The organism is Micrococcus luteus, from assembly GCF_014138885.1.
GTDB classification, from domain to species: domain Bacteria; phylum Actinomycetota; class Actinomycetes; order Actinomycetales; family Micrococcaceae; genus Micrococcus; species Micrococcus luteus.
This window is the reverse complement of the sequence record NZ_JACJIK010000001.1, coordinates 560,904-587,417: the sequence shown is the minus strand read 5'-3', so window position 1 is coordinate 587,417 and position 26,514 is coordinate 560,904. Positions and strand designations below refer to the sequence as shown.

General features: G+C 74.2%; 24 protein-coding genes. 22 read left to right on the top strand and 2 right to left on the bottom strand.

Annotation, left to right across the window (positions count from 1 at the left end; translation table 11 throughout):
- The first annotated feature begins 177 nt into the window (after positions 1-177).
- The 6 genes from leuC to HDA34_RS02605 all read left to right on the top strand — a co-directional run bounded on the left by leuC (position 178) and on the right by HDA34_RS02605 (position 6,666).
- Entirely contained in the window at positions 178-1,632 is a 1,455-nt protein-coding gene (leuC, locus tag HDA34_RS02630; RefSeq protein WP_060973445.1) for a 3-isopropylmalate dehydratase large subunit, read from the top strand.
- A gap of 3 nt (positions 1,633-1,635) precedes the next feature.
- Complete coding sequence (leuD, locus tag HDA34_RS02625) at positions 1,636-2,241, top strand: 3-isopropylmalate dehydratase small subunit (RefSeq protein ID WP_036338085.1); 606 nt, start codon at positions 1,636-1,638, stop codon at positions 2,239-2,241.
- Between the two features lie 171 nt (positions 2,242-2,412).
- Positions 2,413-3,741 (top strand): UDP-N-acetylglucosamine 1-carboxyvinyltransferase, encoded by a 1,329-nt coding sequence (gene murA, locus HDA34_RS02620; protein ID WP_002856412.1) that lies wholly within the window; start codon positions 2,413-2,415, stop codon positions 3,739-3,741.
- Positions 3,742-3,821: 80 nt separating this feature from the next.
- Positions 3,822-4,496 (top strand): lysophospholipid acyltransferase family protein, encoded by a 675-nt coding sequence (locus HDA34_RS02615; RefSeq protein WP_036334718.1) that lies wholly within the window; start codon positions 3,822-3,824, stop codon positions 4,494-4,496.
- Positions 4,493-5,530: an NAD(P)H-dependent glycerol-3-phosphate dehydrogenase gene (locus HDA34_RS02610; RefSeq protein WP_113913885.1), complete on the top strand. Its 1,038-nt coding sequence runs from the start codon at positions 4,493-4,495 to the stop codon at positions 5,528-5,530. Before HDA34_RS02615 ends, HDA34_RS02610 begins: the two co-directional genes overlap by 4 nt.
- Complete coding sequence (locus HDA34_RS02605; RefSeq protein ID WP_134376905.1) at positions 5,527-6,666, top strand: D-alanine--D-alanine ligase family protein; 1,140 nt, start codon at positions 5,527-5,529, stop codon at positions 6,664-6,666. Before HDA34_RS02610 ends, HDA34_RS02605 begins: the two co-directional genes overlap by 4 nt.
- Positions 6,667-6,683: 17 nt before the next feature.
- Here the strand turns inward: HDA34_RS02605 and HDA34_RS02600 are convergent, their stop codons facing one another.
- A complete protein-coding gene (locus tag HDA34_RS02600; protein ID WP_115165112.1) occupies positions 6,684-7,163 on the bottom strand; it encodes a DUF3515 family protein in 480 nt (159 codons plus the stop codon).
- Between the two features lie 89 nt (positions 7,164-7,252).
- Between HDA34_RS02600 and HDA34_RS02595 the strand changes: the two genes are divergently transcribed.
- From HDA34_RS02595 to rsmD, 4 genes are read left to right on the top strand one after another with little or no spacing between them, the layout of a single operon-like run.
- Positions 7,253-8,377, top strand: a complete 1,125-nt coding sequence (locus tag HDA34_RS02595) for an LCP family protein (protein WP_134376903.1) — start codon at positions 7,253-7,255, stop codon at positions 8,375-8,377.
- Positions 8,374-9,414, top strand: coding sequence for a DAK2 domain-containing protein (locus HDA34_RS02590; RefSeq protein WP_134376901.1), 1,041 nt, complete (start codon positions 8,374-8,376; stop codon positions 9,412-9,414). The genes HDA34_RS02595 and HDA34_RS02590 overlap by 4 nt, the downstream gene beginning before the upstream one ends.
- On the top strand, positions 9,404-11,596 hold the full coding sequence (locus tag HDA34_RS02585; RefSeq protein WP_134376899.1) for an ATP-dependent DNA helicase RecG: 2,193 nt from the start codon (positions 9,404-9,406) through the stop codon (positions 11,594-11,596). The genes HDA34_RS02590 and HDA34_RS02585 overlap by 11 nt, the downstream gene beginning before the upstream one ends.
- A gap of 3 nt (positions 11,597-11,599) precedes the next feature.
- The gene (gene rsmD / locus HDA34_RS02580) at positions 11,600-12,163 is read left to right on the top strand and encodes a 16S rRNA (guanine(966)-N(2))-methyltransferase RsmD (protein WP_134376897.1); all 564 of its coding nucleotides are present in this window, start codon (positions 11,600-11,602) and stop codon (positions 12,161-12,163) included.
- Positions 12,164-12,400: 237 nt separating this feature from the next.
- Here rsmD and HDA34_RS02575 read toward each other — a convergent pair whose 3' ends face one another.
- Positions 12,401-13,654, bottom strand: coding sequence for an aminotransferase class I/II-fold pyridoxal phosphate-dependent enzyme (locus HDA34_RS02575; RefSeq protein WP_127445916.1), 1,254 nt, complete (start codon positions 13,652-13,654; stop codon positions 12,401-12,403).
- Positions 13,655-13,786: 132 nt separating this feature from the next.
- Here HDA34_RS02575 and coaD point away from each other — a divergent pair, with 132 nt between their 5' ends.
- The 12 genes from coaD (at position 13,787) to HDA34_RS02515 (ending at position 26,514) form a co-directional block, all read left to right on the top strand.
- On the top strand, positions 13,787-14,260 hold the full coding sequence (gene coaD, locus HDA34_RS02570; protein WP_036338106.1) for a pantetheine-phosphate adenylyltransferase: 474 nt from the start codon (positions 13,787-13,789) through the stop codon (positions 14,258-14,260).
- Positions 14,261-14,328: 68 nt separating this feature from the next.
- Positions 14,329-15,243: a UTP--glucose-1-phosphate uridylyltransferase GalU gene (gene galU / locus HDA34_RS02565; protein WP_127435483.1), complete on the top strand. Its 915-nt coding sequence runs from the start codon at positions 14,329-14,331 to the stop codon at positions 15,241-15,243.
- A gap of 174 nt (positions 15,244-15,417) precedes the next feature.
- Positions 15,418-15,990 carry a YceD family protein gene (locus HDA34_RS02560; protein ID WP_002856392.1) on the top strand — a complete coding sequence of 191 codons (573 nt, stop codon included), beginning with the start codon at positions 15,418-15,420 and terminating at the stop codon, positions 15,988-15,990.
- Between the two features lie 2 nt (positions 15,991-15,992).
- Positions 15,993-16,196 carry a 50S ribosomal protein L32 gene (gene rpmF / locus HDA34_RS02555; protein WP_002856390.1) on the top strand — a complete coding sequence of 68 codons (204 nt, stop codon included), beginning with the start codon at positions 15,993-15,995 and terminating at the stop codon, positions 16,194-16,196.
- A gap of 73 nt (positions 16,197-16,269) precedes the next feature.
- Entirely contained in the window at positions 16,270-16,932 is a 663-nt protein-coding gene (gene rnc / locus HDA34_RS02550) for a ribonuclease III (RefSeq protein WP_012750822.1), read from the top strand.
- Positions 16,933-16,936: 4 nt separating this feature from the next.
- Entirely contained in the window at positions 16,937-17,854 is a 918-nt protein-coding gene (mutM, locus tag HDA34_RS02545; protein ID WP_134376895.1) for a bifunctional DNA-formamidopyrimidine glycosylase/DNA-(apurinic or apyrimidinic site) lyase, read from the top strand.
- Between the two features lie 50 nt (positions 17,855-17,904).
- Positions 17,905-19,050 carry an LCP family protein gene (locus tag HDA34_RS02540; RefSeq protein ID WP_134376893.1) on the top strand — a complete coding sequence of 382 codons (1,146 nt, stop codon included), beginning with the start codon at positions 17,905-17,907 and terminating at the stop codon, positions 19,048-19,050.
- The gene (locus tag HDA34_RS02535; RefSeq protein WP_134376891.1) at positions 19,040-20,212 is read left to right on the top strand and encodes a glycosyltransferase family 4 protein; all 1,173 of its coding nucleotides are present in this window, start codon (positions 19,040-19,042) and stop codon (positions 20,210-20,212) included. The genes HDA34_RS02540 and HDA34_RS02535 overlap by 11 nt, the downstream gene beginning before the upstream one ends.
- A gap of 155 nt (positions 20,213-20,367) precedes the next feature.
- On the top strand, positions 20,368-21,627 hold the full coding sequence (wecC, locus tag HDA34_RS02530) for a UDP-N-acetyl-D-mannosamine dehydrogenase (RefSeq protein WP_036381206.1): 1,260 nt from the start codon (positions 20,368-20,370) through the stop codon (positions 21,625-21,627).
- Positions 21,628-21,630: 3 nt separating this feature from the next.
- Positions 21,631-23,382, top strand: a complete 1,752-nt coding sequence (locus HDA34_RS02525) for a glycosyltransferase family 4 protein (protein ID WP_134376889.1) — start codon at positions 21,631-21,633, stop codon at positions 23,380-23,382.
- A 238-nt stretch (positions 23,383-23,620) separates the two neighbouring features.
- Complete coding sequence (locus HDA34_RS02520; RefSeq protein WP_127435260.1) at positions 23,621-24,238, top strand: hypothetical protein; 618 nt, start codon at positions 23,621-23,623, stop codon at positions 24,236-24,238.
- Positions 24,235-26,514, top strand: a complete 2,280-nt coding sequence (locus HDA34_RS02515; protein WP_134376887.1) for a glycosyltransferase — start codon at positions 24,235-24,237, stop codon at positions 26,512-26,514. Before HDA34_RS02520 ends, HDA34_RS02515 begins: the two co-directional genes overlap by 4 nt.

Genomic DNA, 26,514 nt, shown 5'->3' with positions numbered 1-26,514 from the left:
GACGTGCGCGACCGGGCCGGCCTCCGCCGCGTCCGGCATGTGAGACGACATCTCACGATGTGGAATATCGCGCCGCGTGGTCGAGAACAGCCCCGCCGCGCCCCACAGTGGTCCGTGAGCACCGGCGCCCCGCGCCGGGCGACGACTGACAGGTGCGTGAGCAGGAAGGTGCGGCACATGACGACGGCGACGACGCGGCCCAGGACGCTGGCCGAGAAGGTCTGGGACGAGCACGTGGTGGTGCGCGGCGAGGGCGAGGGCGCCTCCCGCACCCCCGACCTGCTCTACATCGACCTGCACCTCGTGCACGAGGTGACGAGCCCGCAGGCCTTCGAGGGGCTGCGTCTGGCCGGGCGTCCGGTGCGTCGGCCCGACCTGACCATCGCCACGGAGGACCACAACACCCCGACGCTGGACATCGACCAGCCGATCGCGGATCCCACCTCGCGCACCCAGATCGAGACCCTGCGGGCCAACTGCGCCGAGTTCGGTGTGCGCCTGCACCCGTTGGGCGACGCCGAGCAGGGCATCGTCCACGTCGTCGGCCCCCAGCTGGGCCTGACCCAGCCCGGCCTCACCGTGGTCTGCGGCGACTCCCACACCTCCACCCACGGCGCGTTCGGCGCCCTGGCGTTCGGCATCGGCACCTCCGAGGTCGAGCACGTCCTGGCCACCCAGACCCTGCCGCTGAAGCCCTTCAAGACCATGGCGGTCACCGTGGACGGCACGCTGCGTCCGGGTGTGACGGCCAAGGACATCATCCTCGCGGTCATCGCGAAGATCGGCACGGGCGGGGGCCAGGGCTTCGTGCTCGAGTACCGCGGTGAGGCCATCCGGAACCTCTCCATGGAGGGCCGGATGACCATCTGCAACATGTCCATCGAGGCCGGCGCCCGCGCCGGCATGGTCGCCCCGGACGAGACCACCTTCGCCTACCTGAAGGGACGGCCCCATGCCCCCGAGGGCGCCGACTGGGACGCCGCCGTCGAGCACTGGCGCACCCTCGCCACGGACGAGGGGGCGGAGTTCGACGCCGAGGTGGTCATCGACGCGGACACGCTGGAGCCGTTCGTCACGTGGGGCACCAACCCGGGTCAGGGCGTGAGCCTGAACGACACCGTCCCCGCGCCCGAGGACTTCGCCGACCCGGTGGCCCAGGAGGCGGCCCGCAAGGCGCTGTCCTACATGGACCTGGCCCCCGGCACCCCGATGAAGCAGGTCGAGGTCGACACCGTGTTCATGGGCTCGTGCACCAACTCCCGCATCGAGGACCTGCGGGCGTTCGCCGAGGTCGTCCGGGGCCGGCGCAAGGCCGAGGGGCTGCGCGTCATGGTCGTGCCGGGCTCGGCGCGCGTGCGTCTGCAGGCGATGGACGAGGGCCTGGACAGGGTGTTCGAGGACTTCGGGGCCGAGTGGCGGTTCGCCGGCTGCTCCATGTGCCTGGGCATGAACCCGGACCAGCTCTCCCCGGGGGAGCGCTGCGCGTCCACCTCCAACCGCAACTTCGAGGGCCGGCAGGGCAAGGGCGGGCGCACCCACCTGGTGTCCCCGGTGGTCGCCGCGGCCACCGCCGTGCTGGGCCGCCTCGCCAGCCCGTCCGACCTGCCCGCCCTCACCCCCCAGGAGGCCTGAGCCATGGAGAAGTTCACCACCCACACCGGCGTCGGCGTGCCGCTGCGCGCCTCGAACGTGGACACGGACCAGATCATCCCGGCCGTGTACCTCAAGCGGATCTCCCGCACGGGCTTCGAGGACGCCCTGTTCGCAGGCTGGCGCCAGGACCCCGACTTCATCCTGAACACCGAGCCGTTCAGCGGGGGCACCGTGCTCGTGGCGGGCTCGGACTTTGGCACGGGCTCATCGCGCGAACACGCCGTGTGGGCGCTCAAGGACTACGGCTTCCGCGCCGTGATCTCCCCGCGCTTCGCGGACATCTTCCGCGGCAACTCCGCCAAGCAGGGGCTCGTCGCGGCCCAGGTGGAGCAGGAGGACGTCGAGCGCATCTGGAAGGAGCTGGAGAACCGTCCCGGGACCCCGGTCACCGTGGACCTCGTCACACGCACCGTCGAGTGCGGGGATGTGACCGCCCCGTTCCAGATCGACGACGACACCCGTCACCGGCTGCTCGAGGGCCTGGACGACATCGCCGTCACCCTGGGGCACCAGGCCGAGATCGACGCCTACGAGGCGGACCGCCCCGCGTACAAGCCCACCACCCTGCCGGCCCGCACGGCCGGCTGACCGGCGCCGCCGGGGGAGCACCATTGCCGCGCGTGCCCGGCGACGCCCTATGCTGGGAGGCGATTCCGGGACCGCCCGCCGCACACGGCGGGCGGTCCCGTTCAGAGACCTCCCCGCTCCGGCGGAGTGGCCGAGACCGTGGCCCTGCGGCCGCGCTGAGGAAGGACGCGCATGGCGAAGCTCTTGACCATCCATGGCGGCAAGCCGCTGACCGGTGAGGTGACCGTGCGCGGTGCCAAGAACCTGGTGCCCAAGGCCATGGTGGCCGCCCTGCTCGGCAACTCGCCGTCCGTGCTCCGGAACATCCCCGAGATCAAGGACGTGGACGTCGTCAGCTCCCTCCTCGAGATCCACGGCGTGTCCGTGGAGTGGGACAAGGAGACCGGGCGGATCACGATGGACCCGGCCGGGGTGAAGTCGGCCCTGACCGCCGAGATCGACGCCCACGCCGGCGACTCGCGCATCCCGATCCTCTTCTGCGGCCCGCTCATGCACGCGATCGGGGAGGCCTTCATCCCCGACCTCGGCGGCTGCAAGATCGGCGACCGCCCGATCGACTACCACCTGGCCGTGCTGCGCAACTTCGGCGCCGTCGTGGACAAGCGCCCGGGCGGCATCTCCATCTCCGCCCCCAAGGGCCTGCACGGCGCCAAGCTCGAGCTGCCGTACCCCTCCGTCGGCGCCACCGAGCAGGTGCTGCTGACCGCTGTGAAGGCCGAGGGCATCACCGAGCTCAAGGGCGCCGCCGTCGAGCCGGAGATCCACGACCTCATCGCCGTCCTGCAGAAGATGGGCGCCATCATCACCGTGCAGACGGACCGCACCATCCGCATCGAGGGCGTGAGCGAGATGCGCGGCTACAACCACATCGCGCTGCCCGACCGCAACGAGTCCGCCTCGTGGGCCTCCGCCGCCCTGGCCACCCGGGGGGACATCTACGTCCGCGGCGCCGAGCAGCGCGACCTGACGGCGTTCCTGAACACCTACCGCAAGATCGGCGGCGAGTTCGACGTCGTCGACGACGGCATCCGGTTCTGGCACGCCGGCGGCGATCTCAACCCGCTCGTGCTCGAGACGGACGTGCACCCCGGCTTCATGACCGACTGGCAGCAGCCCCTCGTGGTGGCGCTGACCCAGGCCAAGGGGGTCTCCATCGTGCACGAGACCGTGTACGAGAACCGCTTCGGCTTCACCGACGCCCTCGTGCGGATGGGCGCCTCCATCCAGCTGCACCGCGAGTGCCTCGGCTCCGTGCCGTGCCGCTTCGGTCAGCGCAACTTCCTGCACTCGGCCGTGATCTCCGGCCCGACGCCGCTGCACGGCGTCGAGTTCGACATCCCGGACCTGCGCGGCGGCTTCTCCCACCTGATCGCCGCCCTCACCGCCGAGGGCACCTCCACGGCGACGGGCCTGGAGATCATCAACCGCGGCTACGAGCACTTCATGGCGAAGCTCGAGGGCCTCGGCGCCGACGTCGAGCTGACCGAACGCGACCGGTGAGCGGCGTGGACGCGCAGAGCCCTGGCGCCGCGGGGGGTCGTCCGACGCGTGCCGCGCGGGCCCCCTACGTGATCCCGGGCGTGATCGTGCGACCGGCGATGCGGGCCCTCGTCCGCCAGGTGTGGGAGGGGACCGAGCACCTGCCCGAGACCGGGGCGATCCTCGCCGTCAACCACATCTCGGAGGTGGACCCGCTCTCCGTGGCCCACATGGTCTACAACCAGGGCCTGCTGCCGACCTTCCTCGCCAAGGCCGAGCTCTGGAAGGTGCCCGTGCTCAAGCAGGTCCTCGAGGCCACCCGCATGATCCCGGTCGAGCGCACCCGCGACGGCGGCCGCTCGCTCGCCGCCGCCCGCGAGGCCGTCGCCACGGGCCGGGCGATCATCGTCTACCCGGAGGGCACCGTCACCCGCGATCCCGACGGCTGGCCCATGGCCGGGCGCAACGGGGCCGTGCGCCTCGCCCTGCAGACCGGCGCCCCGCTCATCCCCGTCGGCCAGTGGGGCATCCAGGAGCTGCTGCCGTACGGCGGCCGCTCCCTCCGCGTCCTCCCGCGCAAGACCGCCCGGATCCGGGTCGGCGCGCCCGTCGACCTCGCGGACCTGCGGGACCGCCCCGTGACGGCGGCGACCCTGCGCGAGGGCACCGGCCGCATGATGGCCGCGATCACCGACCTGGTCGCCGAGCTGCGCGGAGAACCGGCCCCGGAGGGCCGCTGGGATCCCACGACCGGAGCGCGGGTGACCGGGGCATGAGCGATCCGCGCACCGTCGCCGTCCTCGGGGCCGGCAGCTGGGGGTCGGCCTTCGCCCGCGTCCTGGGCCTGAGCACCAGCCCCGAGCCCGCCCGCGCGTCCGAGATCGTGATGTGGTCCCGGCGGGCCGAGGTCGCCGAGGCCATCACCGAGCGACACGAGAACCCCGAGTACCTGCCCGGCATCACCCTGCCCACCTGCGTGCGCGCCGTCACCGACGCCGCCGAGGCGGTCCGGGGCGCCGGCGTCGTAGTGGTGGCCGTGCCCGCGCAGCACGTGCGCGAGACGCTGCGCACCGTGTGCGCCGACCTGGCCCCGGACGCCGTCGTGGTCTCCCTCGTCAAGGGCCTCGAGCGCGGCACCGACGCGCGGATGTCGCAGGTCTGCGCGGAGGAGCTGGGCCTCAGCCCGGACCGGTTCGCGGTGGTCTCCGGACCCAACCTCGCCCTCGAGATCGCGCGCGGCGAGCCCACCGCCACGGTGGTCGCCTCGGCCTCGCGCGCGACGGCGGAGCGCATCGCCGCCCTCACAGCCGGCCGGACCTTCCGGCCCTACACGAACACGGACGTCGTGGGCGTGGAGATCGGCGGCGTGGTGAAGAACGTCATCGCGCTCGCCGTGGGCATCTGCGACGGGCAGGGGCTGGGGGACAACTCCAAGGCCTCCGTCATCACCCGGGGCCTGGCCGAGACCACCCGGCTGGCCGTCGCGCTCGGCGGCGACCCGGCCACCATGGCCGGGCTCGCCGGCCTGGGCGACCTCGTGGCCACGTGCGCCTCGCCCCTCTCCCGCAACCGCACGGCCGGCCGCCACATCGGCACCGGCCTCAGCGCGGAGGAGGCGGTGGCCGCCATGAGCCAGACGGCCGAGGGCATCAAGTCCGTCTCCGCCATCGTGCACGCCGCCCGCGCCCACGGTGTGGAGATGCCCATCAGCGAGCTGATGGACCGGGTGGTCGCCGGGGACGTGGCCGTGGACCGCCTCGCCGAGCTGCTGCTCGCCCGTGACCTGAAGTCGGAAGGACGCACCGCATGACCGCCATCCCCGCCCCGGAGGCCGCTGCCGGCGCGCGTCCCCGCGTGCTCCTGCTCTTCGGCGGCCGCTCGAGCGAGCACCCCATCAGCTGCGTGACCGCGGCGGGTGTGCTGCACGCGGCCGACCGTCAGCGCTGGGACGTCGTGCCGGTGGGCGTGGCCCGCTCCGGCCTGTGGTCGCACGACGAGCTGGACGTGGCCTCGTTCCGCCTGGACGGCGGCGCCCTGCCGGAGGTGCCGGAGCCCGAGGCCCCGGTGAGCCTGCGCGCCCTGCCGGACGGCACCGTCGAGCTGACCGCGGCCGACGGCTCCTCGCTGGGCCCGGTGGACGTCGTGTTCCCGCTGCTGCACGGCCCCTGGGGCGAGGACGGCACCCTCCAGGGCATGTTCGAGTCGCTGGGTCTGCCCTACGTGGGCTGCGGCGTGCTCGCCTCCGCGGTCGGCATGGACAAGCACTTCATGAAGGTCGCCTTCCAGGCCGCCGGCCTCGAGGTCGGCCCGTGGGAGACCATCACCGCCCGCGACTGGGCGCGCGATCCGGAGGCGGCCCTCGCCCGCGCCGGGGCGCTCGCCTACCCGCTGTTCGTCAAGCCCGCCCGCGCCGGCTCGTCCTTCGGCATCACCCGCGTCACCGAGCCCGCGGGTCTGCGCGCCGCCGTCGAGGAGGCCCGTCGCTTCGACCCCAAGGTCGTGGTGGAGGCGGGCATCGTCGGCCGCGAGATCGAGTGCGCCGTCCTCGACGGGCACGGCGCCGCCGCCCCGCGCGCCTCGCTGCCGGGGGAGATCGTCGTGGCCCACGACGAGGGCGAGACGCAGTTCTACGACTTCGAGTCGAAGTACCAGGACACCGGCACCACCCAGCTGTCCTGCCCGGCCGAGCTGCCGGAGGAGGAGATCGAGCGGCTGCGCGCCCTGGCGATCCGCGCCTTCGAGGCCGTGGACGGATCCGGCCTGGGCCGCTGCGACTTCTTCTTCACCCCGGACGGGCGCTGGGTGGTCAACGAGATCAACACCATGCCGGGCTTCACGCCCATCAGCATGTACCCGGCCATGTGGGAGCGGACGGGCCTGTCCTACGACGATCTGATCTCGGAGCTGCTGGACCTCGCCCTCGAGCGGGGCGTCGGCCTGCACTGACGCGGCCCGCGCCGGTCTCAGCCGACGGGTGTGGCATCCTGCACGCCGACGCAGCCGCCGCTGGGCTCGATCTGCGCGACCGCCGAGGACAGGCCCACCATCACGGTGTCCGAGCTGGCCTGGTCCTTGCCGAACAGCACCTCCACGGCCGGGTCACGGCCGTAGGTGGTGATCCGCCAGTTCTCGTCCTCGTCCCGGACGACCCAGTCGATCCCGTCCACGGAGATGCAGCGGTCCGTGGTGGGGCCGGGGACCTCGGCGCCGCAGCGCAGGACGACGGCGGCCGGGTCGCCCCACACGGCCGTCGCCTGGCTGTCGGTGGGGCGCAGGCCGAGGTCGCCCAGGGCGTCGGGCATGGCCACCATGGCCGGGGCACACGCCGGGTCAGCGGCGTGGGGCGCGGCCTCCACCGTGGCCACCCGTCCGGTGCAGGCCGTGGCGCCGAGGGCGATCGCGGTCAGGAGGGGCACGAGACGACGCAGACGGCGGGATTCCATCCGCCCAGGATACGTGCGGCGCCGGGACCCGCGGGGGCCCGTGCCCTAGCATGGGCGAGACCGTTCCCGTCCCCGCCTCAGGAGCCCACGTGAGCAGCACCGCGGACCCCCGCCCCCGCCCCCCGCAGGAGGACGTCGCCGTCGGGCGGCGCCGTCGTCGTCGCCGCCCGTGGCTGATCGCCCTGGCGGTGGTGCTCGTGGCGCTGCTGGCCGTGGTCATCGCGGCGGCGGTGTACGTCGGCGGGATCGCCCGGATCATCGACCAGGACACCCAGCGCTTCGACGGCGGCGCGTTCCCCGCCGAGTCGGGCCGCCCGGGTGCCGCGGGGGCGTCTGCTCAGCAGCCCACCGCGCCGCCGCCCGGCATGGACGCGGACCAGGCCGCCGAGGGCGCCCAGGGCCCCGTCGCCCCGGACGCGGACGAGAAGGCGGACGAGCAGGCACTCGACGTGCTGCTCGTCGGCGAGGACGCGGGCGCGGAGGGCCGTGACTCCGCAGGCCGGTCGGACACCCTCATGTGGGTCCACGTGCCCGGGGACCGCAGCGAGATCCAGGTCATGTCCATCATGCGCGACATGTGGGTGCCGATCCCGGGGCACGGGGACCACAAGGTCAACGCCGCCTACCAGTACGGCGGCATCCCGCTGACGGTGGCCACCGCGGAGAACATGTTCCAGGCACGCGTGGACCACGTGATCGCCGTGGACCTCGCCGGCTTCAAGGGCCTCGTGGACGCCCTGGGCGGCGTCAGCGTGGACAACCCCAGCGCCTTCGTCTCGACCGGCGGCATCGACTTCCCCGCGGGCACCGTGCAGATGGACGGGGACAAGGCCCTGGCCTACGCACGGGAGCGGTACAACCTGCCGCGCAGCGACTTCGACCGCGTGGAGAACCAGCAGCGCCTGGTCAAGGCCATCGTGGCCGCGTTCCTCTCCCGCGACACCCTCTCTGACCCGAGCCGCGTGCAGGCCGCCGTCGAGGAGTTCGCGCCCTTCCTGACCCTCGACGACGAGCTCGACTCGAGCACCCTCGCGAACCTGGCGTGGTCCCTGCGCGACGCGCGCGACGCCCCGATCGTGACCAGCACGGTGCCGTCCGTGGGCGTGGGCTACACGGACACCGGCGAGGACGTCGTGTGGCCGGACTGGGCGGCGATCGCCCGCCTGGGCGAGGGCATCCGCACCGGCACCCTGGGGGAGGCCGTCGCGCAGTGAGCACGCCGTCCCGGCCGTCACTGGTACGGCACTGGCTCGCGCTCGCGGAGGAGCTCGTGGGCCGGGCCGCGCCGCGACTCGACGCCCTGAACCTCTTCCCGGTCCCGGACGCGGACACGGGCACGAACATGCTCGCCACGCTGACGGCGGCCCGCACCGCGGCCGACGCCTGCCCCGCACAGGACGACGTCGGCGCCGTGCTCGCGCACGCGGGCGCGGCCGCGCTGGACTCGGCCCGGGGCAACTCGGGCATGCTGCTCGCGGTCAGCCTGGCGGGGATGGCCGAGCCCCTGCGCGGCCGGGAGCGCGTCGACGCGTTCGCCCTGGCGGCGGCGTTCGGAGCCGCCGACCGGGCCGCCCGGCAGGCCCTGTCGGATCCGCGCGAGGGGACGATCCTCACGGTGCTCTCCGCGGCCGCCCGCAGCCTCGCGCGCTCGTCCACCCAGGCCCCCGACACCCCCGCGGTGGCCGGGGACGCGGACCCGGCCGTGCGGCTCGGCCCGGCCGTGACCGTCATGCTGGCCGACTGCGTGCAGGCCGTGGAGGAGACCGAGTCGTTGCTCGCCCCGCTGACCCGGGCGCACGTCGTGGACGCCGGCGCCGTCGGGCTGCTCTGGGTGTTCGAGGCGCTGCGCGCCGTCGTGACGGGCACGCCCGTGGACGAGGAGCTGGCCACCGCGCTCCCCGGCTACGTCGAGGGCGCCCACGCCGCGGAGGGCGAGCCCGCCGCCGAGGCGGAGGCGCCGACCGAGGGGGCCGTCGAGGTGATGGGCACCCTGGCCCTGACCCCGCTCGCCGCGGCCGAGCTGCGCCGACGGCTGACCGACGTGGGGGACGCCGTGATCCTGGCCCCCGTCGGGACCGCCCGTGACGCGCAGGGCCGGGTGCCGTGGCGGGTCCACGTGCACGTGCCCCGCGCCGAGGACGCGATCGGCCCCCTGCGGGCCGCCGGCGACGTCGAGGGCCTGGCCGTCACCGACCTGGCCGAGCCGTCGCACGGCGACGACGCCGCACCGGATGGGTGCCATGGCCGCTGAGGCCCCCGTCACCGACCTGCCCCTGTCCGAGGTGCTGGGCGGGAAGCTGCCCGCCCGCCTCGAGAAGGAGCTCGGGCTGACCACGGTCGGGGAGCTGCTGGACCACGTGCCGCGCCGCTGGATCGAGCGCGGCGAGCTCACCCCCATCGCCGCGCTGCCTTACGACGCCGAGGTGACCGTCGTCGCCGTCGTGGAGTCGGTGACCACGCGGCGCATGCACAGCCGGCCCGGGTTCATCGTGGACGTCACCGTCGCTGACCCGTCCGTGGCCGGCGTGCCGGGGGCGAGCCTGTCCATGGCCTTCTTCAACGGCCACGACGCCCGCCGCCGCCTCGCCCCCGGGATGACCGCCATGTTCCAGGGCCGCACGACCGAGTACCGCGGCCGGATCACGCTGAACAACCCGGACTTCGCCCTCCTGGACGACGACGTCGCCCCGGGGGAGGTGGACGTGCGACCGGTCCCGCTCTACCGGGCCACGGGGAAGCTGCCGTCGTGGACGGTCCGCTCCGCCGTCGCCCGGGTGCTCGAGACCGTCGACCTGGGACGGATCCCCGAGCTGCTCACCGAGCGGATCCGCGCGGAGGCCGCCGCGGCGCTCGACCTGGACGCGCCGCTGCCGGGCACCGCCCAGGCGTACCGGGACCTGCACGCCCCTCACGACGTCGCCGCCACCGGCCCGGCGCGGACCGCGCTCGCCCTGCGTGAGGCGCTGCTCGTCCAGGCCGCGCTCGCCTGGCGCCGGGACCGGGAGCGGGCGGTGCCCGCCGTGCCCCGCCCGCCGCGGCCCGGGGGCCTGCTCGAGGCCCTCGACGCCCGCCTGCCGTTCGCGCTCACGCCCGGCCAGGTGGCGGTGGGGGAGCAGCTGTCCGCCGAGCTGGCCCGGGACGCCCCGATGAGCCGGCTGCTGCAGGGGGACGTGGGCGCGGGCAAGACGCTCGTGGCCCTGCGGGCGATGCTGCAGGTCGTGGACGCCGGCGGCCAGGCCGCCCTGGTGGCACCCACCGAGGTGCTCGCCGCGCAGCACCACCGTGCCCTGCTGCGCCTGATGGGCCCCCTCGCCGAGGCCGGCACCCTCGGGGCCGGCGACGGCCCGGCCACAAGGGTCGCGCTGGTCACCGGCTCGCTCAAGACCGCCGCGCGCCGCGAGGCGCTGCTGGCCCTGGCCTCCGGCGAGGCCGGGATCGCCGTCGGGACGCACGCGCTGCTCTCCGAGAAGGTGGGCTTCGCCGAGCTGGCCCTGGCCGTCGTCGACGAGCAGCACCGCTTCGGCGTGGACCAGCGCGAGGCCCTGCGGCGGGCCAACCCCGGCACGCACCTGCTCGTCATGTCCGCCACGCCCATCCCACGCACCGTGGCGATGACGGTGTTCGGCGACCTGGACCTGTCGGTGCTCGAGGGGCTGCCCTCGGGGCGACAGCCGGTCACCACGCACGTGGCGCGGATGGCCCACGGCCCACGCGTGATCGGCCGGGTGTGGGAGCTGATCGCCGAGCACGTGGCGGCCGGCCACCAGGCGTTCGTGGTGTGCCCGCGCATCGACCCCGACGACGCCGACCCGGGTCACGCCAACGTGGAGGAGATGACACCCCGGCTGCGGAGTCTGCCGGCGCTGGCGGGGCTGCGGATCGACGCCGTGCACGGGCGCATGGACCAGGCCGAGCAGGACGCGGCGATGCAGGCCTTCGCTCGCGGGGAGACGGACGTGCTCGTGGCGACCACCGTCGTCGAGGTGGGCGTGGACGTGCCCAACGCGACGGTCATGGCGGTCCTCGACGCCGACGACTTCGGCCTGTCCACCCTGCACCAGCTGCGCGGCCGCGTGGGCCGCGGGCCCGGGGCGGCGGTCTGCCTGCTGGCCACGCGCCTGCCGGACGGGCACCCGTCGCTGCGCCGGCTCGAGGTCCTGGCCCAGGAGCAGGACGGCATGCGCATCGCGCAGGAGGACCTCGCCCAGCGCGGTGTCGGCGACGTGCTCGGCGCCGCCCAGTCCGGGCTGGCCTCGGGGTTGCACCATGTGGACGTCATTGCCGACGCCCCGCTGATCGCCGTGGCCGCCGACGCCGTCGCGCAGGTCATGGCGGCCGGCCCGGGGCTCTCCGCCCACCCGGCGCTCGCCGCCGAGGTGGCCCGCTGGGAGGCCGAGCACCTCACCGCCGCCGACTACCTCGAGAAGGGCTGAGCCATGTCCCGCATCATCGCCGGCGCGGCCGCCGGGCGGCCCCTGACCGCCGTCCCCGGCACCGGCACGCGCCCCACCACGGACCGCACCAAGGAGGCCCTGTTCTCCTGGCTCGAGGCCCGCGACTGGCTGGACGGGACGGCCGTGCTCGACCTCTACGCCGGCTCCGGCGCCCTGGGGTGCGAGGCCGCCAGCCGCGGAGCGGCATCGGTGCTGCTGGTCGAGCGGGACCGGAAGGCCGTGACCGCGTGCCGCGCGAATGCCGCGCTGGTCAACCGGGCGCGCGGGGCCGACGTCGTGCGCGTGCGCGCCGGGAGCGTGGAGCAGGCGCTCGCGGCGGAGGCCGCGCCCGTGGACCTGATCCTGGCCGACCCGCCGTACCCGGTGGCCGGCGCGCCGCTCGAGGCCGTGCTGGAGGCGGCGGCCGGGCGGCTTGCCCCGGGTGGGCTGCTCGTGCTGGAGCGGGCGGCCCGGGACGCGGCGCCGCGCCGGCCGCGCGGCCTCGAGGAGGTCGAGGTGCGCGTCTACGGCGAGACCGCCCTGTACCTCTGGCAGGACGAGCGCTGACCCCGCCCACCCGCTTTCGTTCGGGAAACGGCGGCGTGTCGGCCCGTTTTCGTTCGGGAAACGGCGGCGTCTCGGCCCGTTCTCACCGGGGAGACGGGAGGGCGGAACGGACTGGGCTCAGCACGGAACCGCGAGCACGGCGGCCGCCGTTTCCCGAACGAAAATGCTCCGGGGGCCGCCGTTTCCCGAACGAAAGTGCTCCGGGGGCCGCCGTTTCGTCAACGAAAGCGTCGGGGGTCAGGCCGCGCGCAGCCGCGGGGCCGCCTCGGCCAGGCGGCGCATCGCCTCGTCGATCGCATCCGGGGACTTGCAGAACGCCAGCCGCAGCCACGACCGCAGGTGGCCTCCGTCCGGGCGGCAGAGCGCGCCCACGGGGATGCCCGTGACGCCGGCCTCACGCGTCCACCGCACCGCGGCCTCGGCCGCGTCCGTCACACCCCACGGGGCCAGGTCCACGACGACGAAGTAGCCCGCCGCCGGGACGACCGGGTCCAGGCCCGCCTCCCGCAGGCCCGCCACGAGCCGATCCCGGGCGTCGCGGTACCGCTCGCGCTGGCCGGCGAGGTGCCGTTCGGCGTCGTCGGTGGGCAGATAGGCACCCAGCGCGCGCTGGAAGGCGGGGCCGGAGGAGTAGGTGAGGAACTGCTTGACGGCGCGCGCGGCCCCGACGAGCTCGGCCGGGCCGGTCAGCCAGCCGACCTTCCAGCCGGTGACCGCGAACGCCTTGCCCGCGCTGGAGACCGTCAGGGCGATGTCCTCGGCGCCCGCGACCGAGCGCAGGCCGACATGCTCGCCCTCGTAGACGAGGTGGTCGTAGACCTCGTCCGCGAGGATCAGCACGCCCCGGGACCGGCACAGGGCCACGAGCTCCTCGAGCAGCTCCCGCGGATAGACCGCGCCCGTGGGGTTGTGCGGCGTGTTCACGATGAGCAGGCGCGTGCGGTCGGTCATCGCCGCGGCCACCCGTGCCGGGTCCGGCAGGAAGTCCGGCGCCTCCACCGGCACGCTCACGTGCCGGCCGCCGGCCAGGGCGATCGTGGCGGCGTGCGAGTCGTAGAACGGCTCGACCGTGACGACCTCGTCGCCCGGGCGCACGAACGCCAGGACCGTCGCGGCGATGCCCTCGGTGGCACCCGTGGTGATCATGACCTGCGTGGCGGGGTCCTCCGTCACGCCCCAGTGGCGCCGGCGGTGCTCTGCAACGGCCCGCCGCAGCGCGGGGTCGCCCGTGCCGGGGGCGTACTGGTTGGGGCCCGCCAGCACGGCGTCGGCCGCCAGCCGCAGCAGCGCGTCGGGGCCGTCGGCGTCGGGGAAGCCCTGGCCGAGGTTCACGGCCCCGTGCTCGACGGCGAGGCCCGTCATCGTCTCGAACACGGTGGGCACGGGGCCGGCGTCACCGAGCAGGCCCGCGGCCGCCGCCGTGCGACGCCACGGCGCGTCCACGTCGACGTCGTGCCGTGCTGCTCCGGGGGTGGGCTGGGTTCCGTCCATGGCCGCACTGTACCCATCGCCGCGGACCGCACACGGCGGCGCATGCCGCGTCCGTCACCACCGCGACGCGCCGGAGCCGGACCGGACGGGCGTCCGTCGCCGCTCGGCGCGGCCCCCGCTAGGCTGGCACCCATGCGTCGTGCCGTCTGCCCTGGTTCGTTCGATCCCCTCCACAAGGGGCACGTCGAGGTGATCGCGCGAGCCGCGAACCTCTTCGAGGAGGTGGTGGTCGCCGTGTCCTCCAACCCCGCCAAGACGTACCGCTTCAGCGTGGACGAGCGCATCGCCATGATCGAGGCGACGGTGTCCTCCCTCGCCGGTGTCGCGGTCCGGCCCATGGGCCCGGGCCTGTTGGCCGAGTTCTGCCGGCAGATCGGCGCGGACGCGATCGTCAAGGGGCTGCGCGGCGGCGCCGACCTCGAGTTCGAGGCCCCGATGGCCGCGATGAACCGCCATCTCACCGGGGTCGAGACGGTCTACCTCCCGGCCGACGCCCGGTACACCCACGTGTCCTCCTCGCTCATCAAGGAGGTCCACGGACTCGGCGGCGACGTCGCCGAGTTCGTCCCGGCCGCGGTCCTGCGCGGCCTCGACGGCGGGGCCTGACCCCGCCCGGCCCACCCGCGGGCCACCCTTCCGCTCGTCCCACCGCATCAACCGCAGGAGAACCGCCGATGACCGTCCCGCCCCCCTCCCGCCCCCGCACCCGCAAGGCCGTCATCCCGGCCGCCGGCCTGGGCACCCGCTTCCTGCCGGCCACCAAGGCCATGCCGAAGGAGATGCTGCCGGTGGTGGACCGGCCGGCCATCGAGTACGTGGTGACGGAGGCCCGGCGTGCGGGCCTCGCCGACGTGCTGATGATCACGGGCCGGAACAAGCGGGCCCTCGAGGACCACTTCGACCGCCATCCCGCGCTGGAGGCCGCGCTGGAGCGCAAGGGCGACGCCACGCGGCTCGCGCAGATCCACGAGTCGGACCTGGTGGGGGACATCCACTACGTCCGCCAGGGCGAGGCTCTCGGGCTCGGCCACGCGGTGAACTGCGCTCGCCGCCACGTCGGCGAGGAGCCGTTCGCGGTCCTGCTGGGCGATGACATCATCGGCGACGGCGAGGCGCTGCTCGAGCGCATGATCGACGTGCAGCAGCGCCTCGGCGGCTCCGTGATCGCCCTCATGGAGGTCCCGGAGGAGGCCGTCTCGGCCTACGGCGTGGCCGCGGTGCAGGCCGTGCCGGGGGAGGGCGACGACGTCGTCCGCGTCACCGACCTCGTGGAGAAGCCGGCCCGCGAGGACGCCCCCTCCACCCTCGCGATCATCGGCCGCTACGTGCTGGCCCCGCAGGTGTTCGACGTGCTGGACGAGACCCCGCCCGGCCGCGGCGGGGAGATCCAGCTCACCGATGCGCTGCAGAGGCTGGCCACGGAGGACGGCGAGGGCCGCGGCGTGCACGCCGTCGTCTTCGACGGCCGCCGCTACGACACGGGGGACAAGCTCGGCTACCTGCAGGCGGTCATCGAGTTCGGGACGCGGCACGAGGACCTCGGGGCCGACCTGCGCGCCTGGCTCCAGGAGTTCACCGCCGGGCTCTGAGCCGGGCCGGCGACGCGCGGGCCGCCGCCGGCTTTGGCCGAGGCGGACCCACCCGGTAGGATGGGCTGTCGGTCCGTCGTGGCTGGACCCGTGTCCAGGCCGCATCGCACCCCCGCAGAGGGCGTGCGGACGGGCCGTGTACCCCCGCCGTCCCACCCGCCGAGAGGAGCGACCATGGACAGCATCCAGCACCACGGCGCCGACTCGCCGTGGGTGATCCCCGTGCGCGATCTGACGCGCGGGGCCGGAGTCCAGCGCGAGCTGACGGCCGAGTGGCCCGCCCCTGCGGGCGTCTCCACGCCGCTGCTGGGGATCCCCGAGGGGGACCCCGTCGAACTGGACCTGCGTCTGGAGTCGGTGCATGAGGGCGTCCTCGTCACCGGCACCGCGGACGCGACCCTGAAGGGCGAGTGCGGCCGTTGCCTGCGCCCGCTGCACGAGGGGATCACCGTGGACCTGCAGGAGCTGTACCTCACCGGCACGTCCGAGGACGACGCCGGCGAGCAGCCGCTCGTGGTGCGCGAGACCGTGGACCTGGAACCCGTGTTCCGGGACGCCGTGGTCATCGCCCTCCCGTTCCAGCCGCTGTGCCGGCCGGACTGTGAGGGCCTGTGCGCCGACTGCGGCATCCGCCTCGAGGACGCGCCCGAGGGGCACGCCCACGAGCGCGTGGACCCGCGCTGGGCCGCCCTGGCCCACCTCGCGGGCACCTCAGAGACCTCCATCACCGAGACAGAAGAGAGATAGTCGTGGCAGTCCCGAAGCGGAAGATGTCCCGTGCCAACACCCGTGCCCGCCGGTCGCAGTGGAAGGCCACCGCGCCCGCCCTGGTGAAGTCCGTCGAGAACGGTCGCGTCTCGTACCGCCTGCCCCACCAGGCCGAGCTGAAGACCGACGCCGCCGGCACCCCCCTGTTCTTCGAGTACAAGGGCCGCAAGGTCGCCGACGCCTGAGATGGCGTCCCCATCGGCTCGCCGCGGGCCTGAGCCCGCGCCCGAGCCAGAAGAGCTGTTCGAGCGTCTCGGCGTGCACATCACCGCCGGGACGCTCGAACGCGCTCTGACGCACCGCTCGTTCGCCTACGAGCAGGGCGGGCTGCCCACCAACGAGCGCCTCGAGTTCCTCGGGGACTCGGTGCTGGGCTACGTGGTCACCGACCACATCTTCACGGTGTACCCGGACCTGGCCGAGGGCGACCTCGCGCGCCGCCGGGCCGCCGTCGTGTCCACGCGTGCCCTGGCGAAGGTGGCGCGCCGGATCGGCATCGGCCCGTTCGTGCGCCTGGGCACGGGGGAGCGCCGCACCGGCGGGGCGGACAAGGACTCGATCCTCGCCGACACCCTCGAGGCGCTCATCGGCGCCGTCTACGTGGACCACGGGGCCGTGGCCGCGGCCGCACTCGTGCACCGCCACGTGGTGCCGCTGCTGGACGAGCCGGACCTGCTGCGCGAGAGCACCGACTGGAAGACGGTCGTGGCCGAGGCCGCCAGCCGCCACGGTCTCGGCGCCGTCCGCTACGCGATCGAGGGTCAGGGCCCCGCGCACGACCCCCGCTACCGGGCCACCCTCGTCGTCGGCGAGCGCGAGTACGGCTCCGCCGTCGCCAGCTCCAAGAAGCAGGCCGAGCGGGACGCCGCGGCCGCCTCGTGGCCCGCCCTCGAGGCGGATCTGCCGGCCGCGGGGCGCTGAGCCCGTGCCGGAGCTGCCCGAGGCCGAGGTCGTCCGGCGCGGCCTGGCCCGGTGGGCCACGGACGCCGTCGCCGCGGAGCTCGAGGTCCTCGACCCCCGCTCGCTGCGTCGCAGCCCCGGCGGTGCGGACGCCCTCCGGGAGCGGCTGCGCGGCGCCCGGCTGGCCGAGCCGGCTCGCCGCGGCAAGTTCCTCTGGCTGCCCCTGGCCGAGGGCGACGACGCCGTCGTCGTGCACCTGGGGATGAGCGGGCAGATCCTCGTGGACGAACCGGGGGCCGCCGACCAGCGACACCTGCGCCTGCGCCTGCCCGTCACCGCGGCGGACGGCTCCGCCCGCGAGCTGCGGTTCGTGGACCAGCGGATCTTCGGCGGCTGGTGGCTCGACGCGCTGCGGCCCGACGACGCCGCCGGCGGCGAGCGGATCCCCACCACGGCCGCCCACATCGCCCTGGACCCGCTGCACCCCCTGTTCGACCCCGCGGCCGTGCACGCGCGCCTGGCACGGCGCCGCTCCACCCTCAAGCGCGCGCTGCTGGACCAGTCGCTGGTCTCCGGGATCGGCAACATCTACGCGGACGAGGCCCTCTGGGGCGCCCGCCTGCACCCCGAGCGCCCGACCGAGCGCATGCGCCGGGCGGACACGCTGCGCCTCCTGGCGGCCGTCCAGGACGTGATGCGCCGGGCCCTGGAGGTGGGGGGCACGAGCTTCGACGCGCTCTACGTCAACGTGGACGGGCGATCGGGCTACTTCGCCCGCTCCCTGGCGGCCTACGGGCGCACCGGGCAGCCGTGTCGCCGCTGCGCCGCCGAGGGGATCGACTCCCGCATCGTCCGCGAGCCGTTCATGAACCGGGCGAGCCACCTGTGCCCGCGCTGCCAGCCCAGGCCGCGCCGTCGCCGGGCCGTGGCGGCCGACGCCTGACCAGGCGTCCGTAGACTGGCCTGACCCCCGACCTCGAGCAGGAGACCCGAGTGAGCCATCCCCCGGCCGCGTCCTGGACGCCCGAGCCCCTGCCGCGTCCCGAGTCCCCGCGCGACGACGCCCCGCCGGTCGCGCGGCGCCGCCGACGCTGGCCGTGGGTCGTCGGCGTGCTCGCCGTCCTGCTCGCGGCGCTGCTCGGCCTGGGCGCCTGGTACGCGGGCTCGCTCGGGCGCACCTTCGACGACCACCGGCAGACGGTGGACGTGGGGGCGCTCGAGCAGGCGGCCGGGGACGGCCCGCTGAACGTGCTCGTCCTGGGCTCCGACTCCCGCGAGGGCGAGGGCGAGCAGGACATGGGCCAGCGCTCGGACACCATGATGCTCGTGCACATCCCCGCGGACCGACGCCAGGTCTACGTCATGTCCGTGCTGCGGGACTCGTGGGTCACCGTGCCCGGCCACGGCGAGGCGAAGATCAACTCGGCCTTCGACACGGGCGGCTACACCCTCGCCGTGGACACGGTGGAGCTGCTGCTGGGAGTGCCCATCCACCACGTCCTCGAGGTCGACTTCCAGGGGTTCCGGGGCGTGACGAACGCGCTGGGCGGCGTCGAGGTCTGCAACCCGCAGGCCTTCTCCTCCGGTCAGGCCAACCCCTCGTACTACCCGCGCGGACACATCCTGCTGCAGGACACCGCCGCCCTGCGCTACGTGCGCGAACGGCACGCCTTCGACGACGGCGACGTCACCCGCGTGAAGAACCAGCAGCGCTACCTGGCCGGGGCGATGGACCGCTTCCTCAGCCCGCAGATCCTGGGCAACCCCGCCCGCACCACCGAGGTCGTCGCCACGTTCTCCGACCACCTCGGTGTGGACGAGGGGCTCACGTCCGGCGTGATCGCCTCGCTCGCGTGGCAGCTGCGCGACGTCCGCGGCGAGGACGTCGAGATGTTCACGGTGCCGCGCAAGGGCTTCGCGGAGGGGCCGAACGGCGACGCCATCGTCGAGCTCGACGAGGACAAGCTGGCGGACCTGCGCGCCGCCCTCGCCGCCGACGACGTCCAGCGCTATGTCGACGAGCACGAGCCCAAGAAGGAGAAGAAGGCCCAGGCCGCCGGCGGGCCCGCCCCCGTGCTGACCCTGCTGACCGGCACCACGCCCGCACCCGCCCTCGGGGAGGACCCCTGTGACGACTGAGCCGCGCCGCCCCCGCCTCCTGCTGGTCTCCCACTCCTACCGGCCCGAGCGCACTCCGCCCGCACGTCGCTGGGGCGCGGTCGTGGCGGCGCTGCGGTCGGCGGGCTGGGACGTCGACGTCGTCGCGCCCGGGGGTGTGCGCCCCTTCGCCGGGCCCGACGGCGAACGCGTCCTGCCCACGCCTCGCCTGCCCCTGGGGGAGGCCGGCCGCAACGGCCGCTTCGCCGAGGCGGTGGTGCACGCCCTGCTCGCCGTCCCCCGCGGGATGGCCACCCGACGCCCGGACGTGGTGGTGGCCACCGTGCCCGCCCTGCCCGTGGTGGTGCCCGGCGTCGTGCTCTCCCGTCTCTGGCGCCGTCCCCTCGTGCTGGAGATGCGCGACGCCTGGCCGGACCTCGCCCACGAGGCCGGGGTCCACCAGGGCCTGCTGGGCGTCGCGATGGAGCGCGTCGTGACCGGCGGCCAGCGCGCGGCCCGCCTCGTGGTGACCGTCACGGACGGCTTCGCGGAGACGCTGCGTGGGCGCGGCGTGCGGGTGGTCCGCACCCTGGGCAACGGCGTGGACCTGGCCCGCCTGGCGGTGGCGCCCCGGCGGGAGCGGGCCGCCGGTGAGCTCCACGTGCTGTACCTGGGCAACATGGGCGAGAGCCAGGGGCTCGATCGGCTCATCGACGCCGCGGCGACGCTGCGTCGCACCCGGCCGCGGGTGCGCGTCCGGCTGGTCGGGGAGGGGACCCGGCGTCCGGCGCTGGAGGACCGCAACGCCGAGCTCGGCTCGCCGGCCGAGATCCTCGGACCCGTCCACGGCGCGGCCGTGGCCGAGCAATACGCGTGGGCGGACACGCTGGTGGTGGCCCTGCGTCCCGACTGGCCGAGCTTCCGGCACACCGTGCCCTCCAAGACCTACGAGGTGCTCGCCGTCGGCCGGCACGTCACGGGCCTGGTGACGGGGGAGGCCGCCCGCACCCTCGAGGCGGCCGGCGGCGCCGAGGTCATCGGCCCGGACGTGGACGACCTGGTGCAGCACCTGACGGCGCTCGCGGACGACCCGCACCGCACCGACGTCGGCGCGGGCGGACGCGACTGGGTGCGCCGCCACGCCGACCTGCCGGCCGTGGCCCGCCGCTACGAGCGAGTGCTGCGCCGCGTCGCCGGTCGCTGAGCCCGACGTCGGCCCTGGAGCGGAGACGTGCTCGGTCACGGTACTCGCGGCGCCGTGGGTCGAGTCCGGTCCCTATACTCGACAAGGCATTACAGGTGGCCCGACGTGCGTTGCGGTCTTCCTGTGCGACCGTTTCGACGAATGAGGACCACCGCATGACGACGCAGATCAAGGACGTGGCCGTGATCGGCCTGGGCTACATCGGACTGCCGACGGCTGCCATCCTGGCGGAGAACGGCGTGCGCGTGCACGGCGTGGACGTCTCGGACCGCACGGTGGACGCCGTGAATGCGGGCACGGTGCCCTTCGTGGAGCCGGACCTGGCCGGGTTCGTCGCGCGCGGCGTCGAGAAGGGCCTGCTCAGCGCCTCGACGACGACGCCGGCGGCGGACGCCTACATCGTCGCCGTGCCGACCCCGTTCAAGGACGGGCACTCCCCGGACCTGGGCTACATCGAGGCCGCCGCCCGCGGCCTGGCCCCGCAGCTGACGGGTGACGAGCTCGTCATCCTCGAGTCCACCTCGCCCCCCGGCGCCACCGAGCACATGGCCGAGGTGATCTTCGCCGAGCGTCCTGAGCTGCGCGAGTCCGAGCTGGACTTCGCCCACTGCCCCGAGCGGGTGCTCCCGGGCCGTGTGATGGTCGAGCTCGTGACCAACGACCGGATCGTCGGCGGCTCGACCCGGCGCGCGGCCGAGCGGGCCCGCGACCTCTACCGCACGTTCTGCGAGGGCGAGATCCTGCTGACGGACACCCGCACCGCGGAGATGGCCAAGCTCGTGGAGAACTCCTTCCGCGACGTCAACATCGCCTTCGCCAACGAGCTGTCCGTGATCTGCGCCGAGCAGGGCATCGACGTGTGGGAGCTCATCGAGCTCGCCAACCACCATCCCCGCGTGAACATCCTGCAGCCGGGCCCCGGCGTGGGCGGCCACTGCATCGCCGTGGACCCGTGGTTCATCGTGGACGCCGCCCCGCAGACCGCCCGGCTGATCCGCGCGGCCCGGGAGATCAACGACGGCAAGCCCCAGTGGGTCATCGACCAGGTCAAGGCTGCGGCCTTCGACGTCCAGCAGGCCACCGGCCGCGCTCCGGTCGTCGCCGCCCTCGGCCTGGCCTTCAAGCCGAACATCGACGACCTGCGTGAATCCCCGGCCCTGAACATCGCGGCCGAGCTGGCGGGCCAGTTCTCCGGGTCCGACGTGCTCGTGGTCGAGCCGCACGTGACGGAGCTGCCGGCCGCGCTGCAGGGCAAGGACAACGTGCGCCTGGTCGCGGCCGACGAGGCCCTGGACGCCGCCGACATCGTGGTGCTGCTGGTGGACCACTCCGCCTTCGCCGACCTCGGCGACCGCGTGGCCGACAAGCGCGTGATCGACACGCGCGGCCAGTGGCGCGCAACGCCGGGGTCCTGATCCGTGGGTTCCGCCTCGGCCGTCCCGTGGCGGTCCAACCTCGGCGTGCTCGCGCAGACCGTGGCCGAGCACGCCGTGGACGACCCGATCCTGCTCACGCTGCAGGGCGCCCGGCGGCTGCCTGAACGTCTGAGGGGCACTGCCGCGCGAGGGCTGACGACGTTGGGGACAGCCGCAGGCGGGGTACCGGCCGCGGTGGGTTTTCACATGTTGGGGGCCGCCGAGGACGCTCAGGAACGACTGGCCGCCGCCGACGGGATCCGCTACGCGCCGGCGCGTGCGGACGTGCTCGTGCACCTGTCCGCGTTCGAGGACGCCGCCGCCGTCCTGGAGGCGGTCCCGCCGGCGTCCCGCGGCGCGGCCTGGCACGCTGCGGCCTCACGTCTGGCCCACCACACCGGTGACCTCGACGCCGCCGTGCGGCACGCCCGTGTCCATCGACGGAACCGGGCCCTGGCGCGCCGCATGGCGGGTGAACGCGAGGCGTTGACGGGCGACTGGCCGACCCTGCCGCGCGAAACCGGGTACACACCGCGCCCGGGGCGGGTGCTCCACGTGCTCACCAACTCCCTGCCCCACACCCGCTCCGGATACGCCCAGCGCAGCCACGCGATCCTTCGGGCCCAGGCCGAGGCAGGTCTGCAGGTCAGTGCCATGACCCGCCCCGGCTACCCCGTGCAGGTGGGTGTGCCGTGGGCGCGTGCGGTGGACGTGGTGGACGGGATCGAGTACCACCGACTGACGCCGTCGCGCCTGGCCCAAGGCCAGGCCGCGCGGGTGCGTCAGCATGCCGCACTGCTGCTCGAGGTGGTCCGCGCCGAACGCCCGGCGCTGCTGCACACCACGACCCACTACGTGAACGCGATGGCTGTCCGCGCCGTGGCCGAGGCCTGCGGGATCCCCTGGGTGTATGAAGTCCGCGGTCGCCTCGCCGACACGTGGGCCGCGACCCGGGGACCCGCGGCGACAGCCTCCCCCCGGTACGCCGCCTTCACGGCCCGTGAGGCGCAGGCCGCCCGCGCTGCGGACGCGGTCGTCACCCTCGGGGAGGGCATGCGGCAGACGCTCGTCAGCGAGGGCGTCGATCCCGAGCGGATCGTGCTGGCCCCCAACGCGGTGGACGCCCGCTTCGAGGCGCCGCCGCCCTCTCGTGCGAAGGCCCGTCAGCACCTCGGCCTGGATCCGGACGGCCGGTACGTGGGCACAGTCTCCTCGATCGTGGACTACGAGGGGCTAGACCTGCTGGTGCGGGCTGTGGCCCGGCTGGCCCCGGAACACCCCCGCCTCCGTCTGCGCATCGTCGGAGACGGGGTCGCCCTGCCCGGCCTGCGCGTGCTCGCTCACCGCCTGGGGATCGCCGACATCTGTGAGTTCCCCGGGCGGGTGGCCCGCGAGGACGCAGTGTGGCACCATTCGGCCCTGGACGTGTTCTGCGTCCCGCGCCGGGACCTCCCCGTCACCCGCGCCGTCACGCCCATGAAGTCTGTGGAAGCCTCGGCGCTCGGCCGCCCCGTGGTGGCCTCCGATCTGCCCGCACTCGCGGAGCTGGTCGAGGATGGGGTCACCGGCGAGTTGTTCCGTGCCGAGGACCTGGACGCGTTCGTGGCGGCCCTCGGCCGTCTGCTCTCCAGGCCAGAGGAGGCCGAGCGACTCGGCCGAGCGGGACGGGACTGGGCGCTGGCCACTCGCACCTGGTCGAGCAACGTCACCCGCTACCGAGACCTGTACACAGCCCTGGGAGTCACCGATGCCTGAAAAGCCGTTGTCACGCCGGGTCGTCAGCGCCGGTGGCCGCATTCTGCGGGCCACCCGGCGACGCGTCGAACCCAATCTGAGCCCCGAGATGCGCCGTCGCCTGTCCCGCGCGGTTCGTGCGATGCCCGACCCCATGGCCGAGCGGGTCCGAGGTGCCGCCCGCATCACCCCGCGCTCCGCCGCCGTCGGAGGCCGAGGCCGAGGCCGCGGGCGTGGACGCGGACGTCCCGCGCTTGTCATGGATCCTCTCGATCTGCTGGTCGAGGTCCCCGCCGCCGGCGTGCAGATGGCCGGCCGTGCGGCCGCCGCTGTGCGGGACGACGCCGGTGCCGCCGCCCGCCTCGACAGGGCCCTGCACGGGTCCCACCCACCGGTCAGCCGGCCGGCCGGGGGCGGCCGCCGTGTGGCCGTGCTCGCCCGTCCGGAGATCGAGGAGGCCCTGATCGATGCCGGCCATGCCGTCGAGCCCCTCGTGCCCGGCACTGCACGCGCCGTGATGGCGCGTGTCGAGGTCGCGGTCCTGGATCTCGAGGGGTTCACCGGTGTGTGGGGCGGCGCCTTGGATGCCGAGGGCGTGGGTTTGGCCCGTGAGGTCATGACCGCCGTCGAGGAGGGTGCCCGTCGGGGTGTGACGACCTGGCTGGCGGCCGGCACCGGGCGACGCAGCCACCTGGGTGCTCCGGCCCTCTTGGCCCATCCCAACATCGAGGCGCTGGACGTGCTGAACCCCGCGCCGCCGATCCACTACACCCAGGACCCCACAGACGCCCCGCGCGGTGTGGCCGATGTGGTTCTTGGGGTCCTGCATGACGCCGAGCCCCACGTCCGCCCCCTTGCCCGAGAGACCCACGCATGAGCACCGACCACCTGACCGCCGTCTCCGAGACCACGGACCGCCCCCGCGTGCCGGTCGTCCTGTTGTACGGGGACGTGGACCTCAACGTCCTGGACGGATCCGCTGTCTGGCTGGGGTCCATGGCCGAGACGTGGGTGGCCGCCGGCGCCGAGGTCCACGTGCAGCTGAAGGCGCTCGAGCGCCGTGACGTCCTGACGTCGGACCTACGGGCTCTCGCGGGTGTGACGTTGCACGAGGCCGACCCGGAGCCGGGCACGGACCAGATGGACCGCCCCCGTGCCGTCGAGGTGCTGGAGGATCTCGCAGAGCGGCTTCACCCGGACATCGTCATGGTGCGCGGCATCCACCTGTGTGCGGAGGTCGCCCGCCGGGGTGCCTTCCCCGGTCGGCTCTGGTCCTACGTGACCGAGTTCGGCTACCCGTCCAGTGGCGCGGCCCCGGCGAAGCTGGACGTCATCCGCTCGATCGCCGCCGCCAGCCGCGTGATGCTCGCCCAGACCGAGGACGCCCGCGCCGTTCTGGAGGCTTACGTTCCCGAGGCCGCGGGCCGCACCCTCGTGCTCACCCCGATGATCCCGGACGCCCTCGTGGCCTCGGCCACCCAAGCACGGGCCCACGGTGAGGCAGCGGCGCACTCCGATGCGGGGCGTCCGCTGGAGCTGGTCTACACGGGCAAGTTCGCCCGGAACTGGCGCACCGACCTGATGCCCGCCCTCGTGTCGGCCCTCGCCGGGCACGGCGTCCCGGCGCGCCTGACGATGGTGGGTGACAAGGTCCATAGGGAGAAGACGGACCCCACGTTCTTCGGCCGCATGACGGAGCTGATGCAGACCCCGGACCCGGCGGTGACCTGGACCGGTGGCGTTCCCCGCAGTGCAGCCCTCGACCATACCGCCCGGGCGGACATGGCCCTGAGCTGGAGGTCGCCTGCCCTGGACGTGAGCCTCGAGTTGTCCACCAAGGTCCTCGAGTCCTGCGCCCTCGGCGTGCCTCCGGTCCTCAACCGGACCGCGGCGCACGAACGGCTGCTCGGGGTGGACTGGCCCCTGTTCGTGGAGCCGCACACGGACTCCGTCGAAGGCGTCGCGCAGCTGTTGGCCACGGCCCGCCCGCATCTGGGGGCGCTGGCCGAGCGTGCCGTGGCGGCCGCGGCCCCGTATCGGGTCTCCGCCCGGGCCGACGTGCTGCGTGGGTATGTGGAGCGGGTGGTGCCCGGATTCTCCCCGCAGGCTCTGCCGGCGCTGCGGTCTGCCGAGACGACAGACAGGAACCCTGCCTCCCCGGGCCGTCCGCTGCGGGTCGTGGTGGCCGGCCACGACCTGAAGTTCGCGGGCGAGCTGCTGGACATGCTGCGCACCCATCCCGGGGTCGAACTGCGGATCGATAGGTGGGCGGGCCTGCACCGGCACGATGCGTCCGTCTCCCGCGAGCACGCTGAGTGGGCGGACGTGGTGCTGTGCGAATGGGCGGGGCCCAATGCGGTGTGGTACGCCCGCCACAAGCGCCCCGGTCAGAAGCTCGTCGTCCGACTCCACATGTTCGAGCTGCGCGGTGCGTGGCTGAGTGACCTCGACCTGGATGCGGTGGACACACTCATCACCGTCTCGGACCATTACCGGGATCTCACGGTGGAGGCACTCGGTGCGGACCCGGGGCGCGTGCGGGTCATCCCCAACGCAGTGTCCGTGGCGGACCTGGCCCGGGAACCCGTGGCAGGCGCCGAGTTCCGCCTGGGGCTGGTCGGCATCGTTCCGCTGCGCAAGCGCCTGGATCGCGCCCTGGACCTGCTGCGCGTGCTGCGCGCCGCAGACGACCGGTTCACCCTGCACGTGCGTGGTCGCATGCCGTGGGAGTACCGCCACGAGTGGCAGGATCCCCTCCAGCGGGAGGGGTACCTGGATCTCTTCGCGAAGTTGGGCGGGGATCCGCTGCACCGGGCGGTGGCGTTCGAACCGTTCGGCGCGGACATGGGCACGTGGTTGCGGCGCATGGGATGGGTGCTCTCACCCAGCTCGGTGGAGAGCTTCCACCTCGCGCCCGCCGAGGGGATGGCGGCCGGATCGCTCCCGGTGATCTGGGACCGCCCGGGTGCGGACGGCGTCTTCGGCGCCGACCTCGTCCACGCGGACACTGAGGCCGCCGCCCGCTGGATCCTGGAGCTCACACAGGACGAGGCACGACGGCAGGAGTGGTCCGCGCGCATGCGGGAACGCGTGCTCGCGTTCGACGAGCGCACCGTGGCCCGCGCCTGGGCGGAGGCCCTGGGCCTGGACTGA

What these genes read in the sequence shown, in the direction of transcription:
- leuC (WP_060973445.1), top strand. Translation starts at nt 178, where the DNA reads ATGACGACGGCGACGACGCGGCCCAGGACGCTGGCCGAGAAGGTCTGG.
- leuD (WP_036338085.1), top strand. Translation starts at nt 1,636, where the DNA reads ATGGAGAAGTTCACCACCCACACCGGCGTCGGCGTGCCGCTGCGCGCC.
- murA (WP_002856412.1), top strand. Translation starts at nt 2,413, where the DNA reads ATGGCGAAGCTCTTGACCATCCATGGCGGCAAGCCGCTGACCGGTGAG.
- HDA34_RS02610 (WP_113913885.1), top strand. Translation starts at nt 4,493, where the DNA reads ATGAGCGATCCGCGCACCGTCGCCGTCCTCGGGGCCGGCAGCTGGGGG.
- HDA34_RS02605 (WP_134376905.1), top strand. Translation starts at nt 5,527, where the DNA reads ATGACCGCCATCCCCGCCCCGGAGGCCGCTGCCGGCGCGCGTCCCCGC.
- HDA34_RS02600 (WP_115165112.1), bottom strand. Translation starts at nt 7,163, where the DNA reads ATGGAATCCCGCCGTCTGCGTCGTCTCGTGCCCCTCCTGACCGCGATC.
- HDA34_RS02585 (WP_134376899.1), top strand. Translation starts at nt 9,404, where the DNA reads ATGGCCGCTGAGGCCCCCGTCACCGACCTGCCCCTGTCCGAGGTGCTG.
- rsmD (WP_134376897.1), top strand. Translation starts at nt 11,600, where the DNA reads ATGTCCCGCATCATCGCCGGCGCGGCCGCCGGGCGGCCCCTGACCGCC.
- HDA34_RS02575 (WP_127445916.1), bottom strand. Translation starts at nt 13,654, where the DNA reads ATGGACGGAACCCAGCCCACCCCCGGAGCAGCACGGCACGACGTCGAC.
- coaD (WP_036338106.1), top strand. Translation starts at nt 13,787, where the DNA reads ATGCGTCGTGCCGTCTGCCCTGGTTCGTTCGATCCCCTCCACAAGGGG.
- galU (WP_127435483.1), top strand. Translation starts at nt 14,329, where the DNA reads ATGACCGTCCCGCCCCCCTCCCGCCCCCGCACCCGCAAGGCCGTCATC.
- HDA34_RS02560 (WP_002856392.1), top strand. Translation starts at nt 15,418, where the DNA reads ATGGACAGCATCCAGCACCACGGCGCCGACTCGCCGTGGGTGATCCCC.
- wecC (WP_036381206.1), top strand. Translation starts at nt 20,368, where the DNA reads ATGACGACGCAGATCAAGGACGTGGCCGTGATCGGCCTGGGCTACATC.
- HDA34_RS02520 (WP_127435260.1), top strand. Translation starts at nt 23,621, where the DNA reads ATGGATCCTCTCGATCTGCTGGTCGAGGTCCCCGCCGCCGGCGTGCAG.
- HDA34_RS02515 (WP_134376887.1), top strand. Translation starts at nt 24,235, where the DNA reads ATGAGCACCGACCACCTGACCGCCGTCTCCGAGACCACGGACCGCCCC.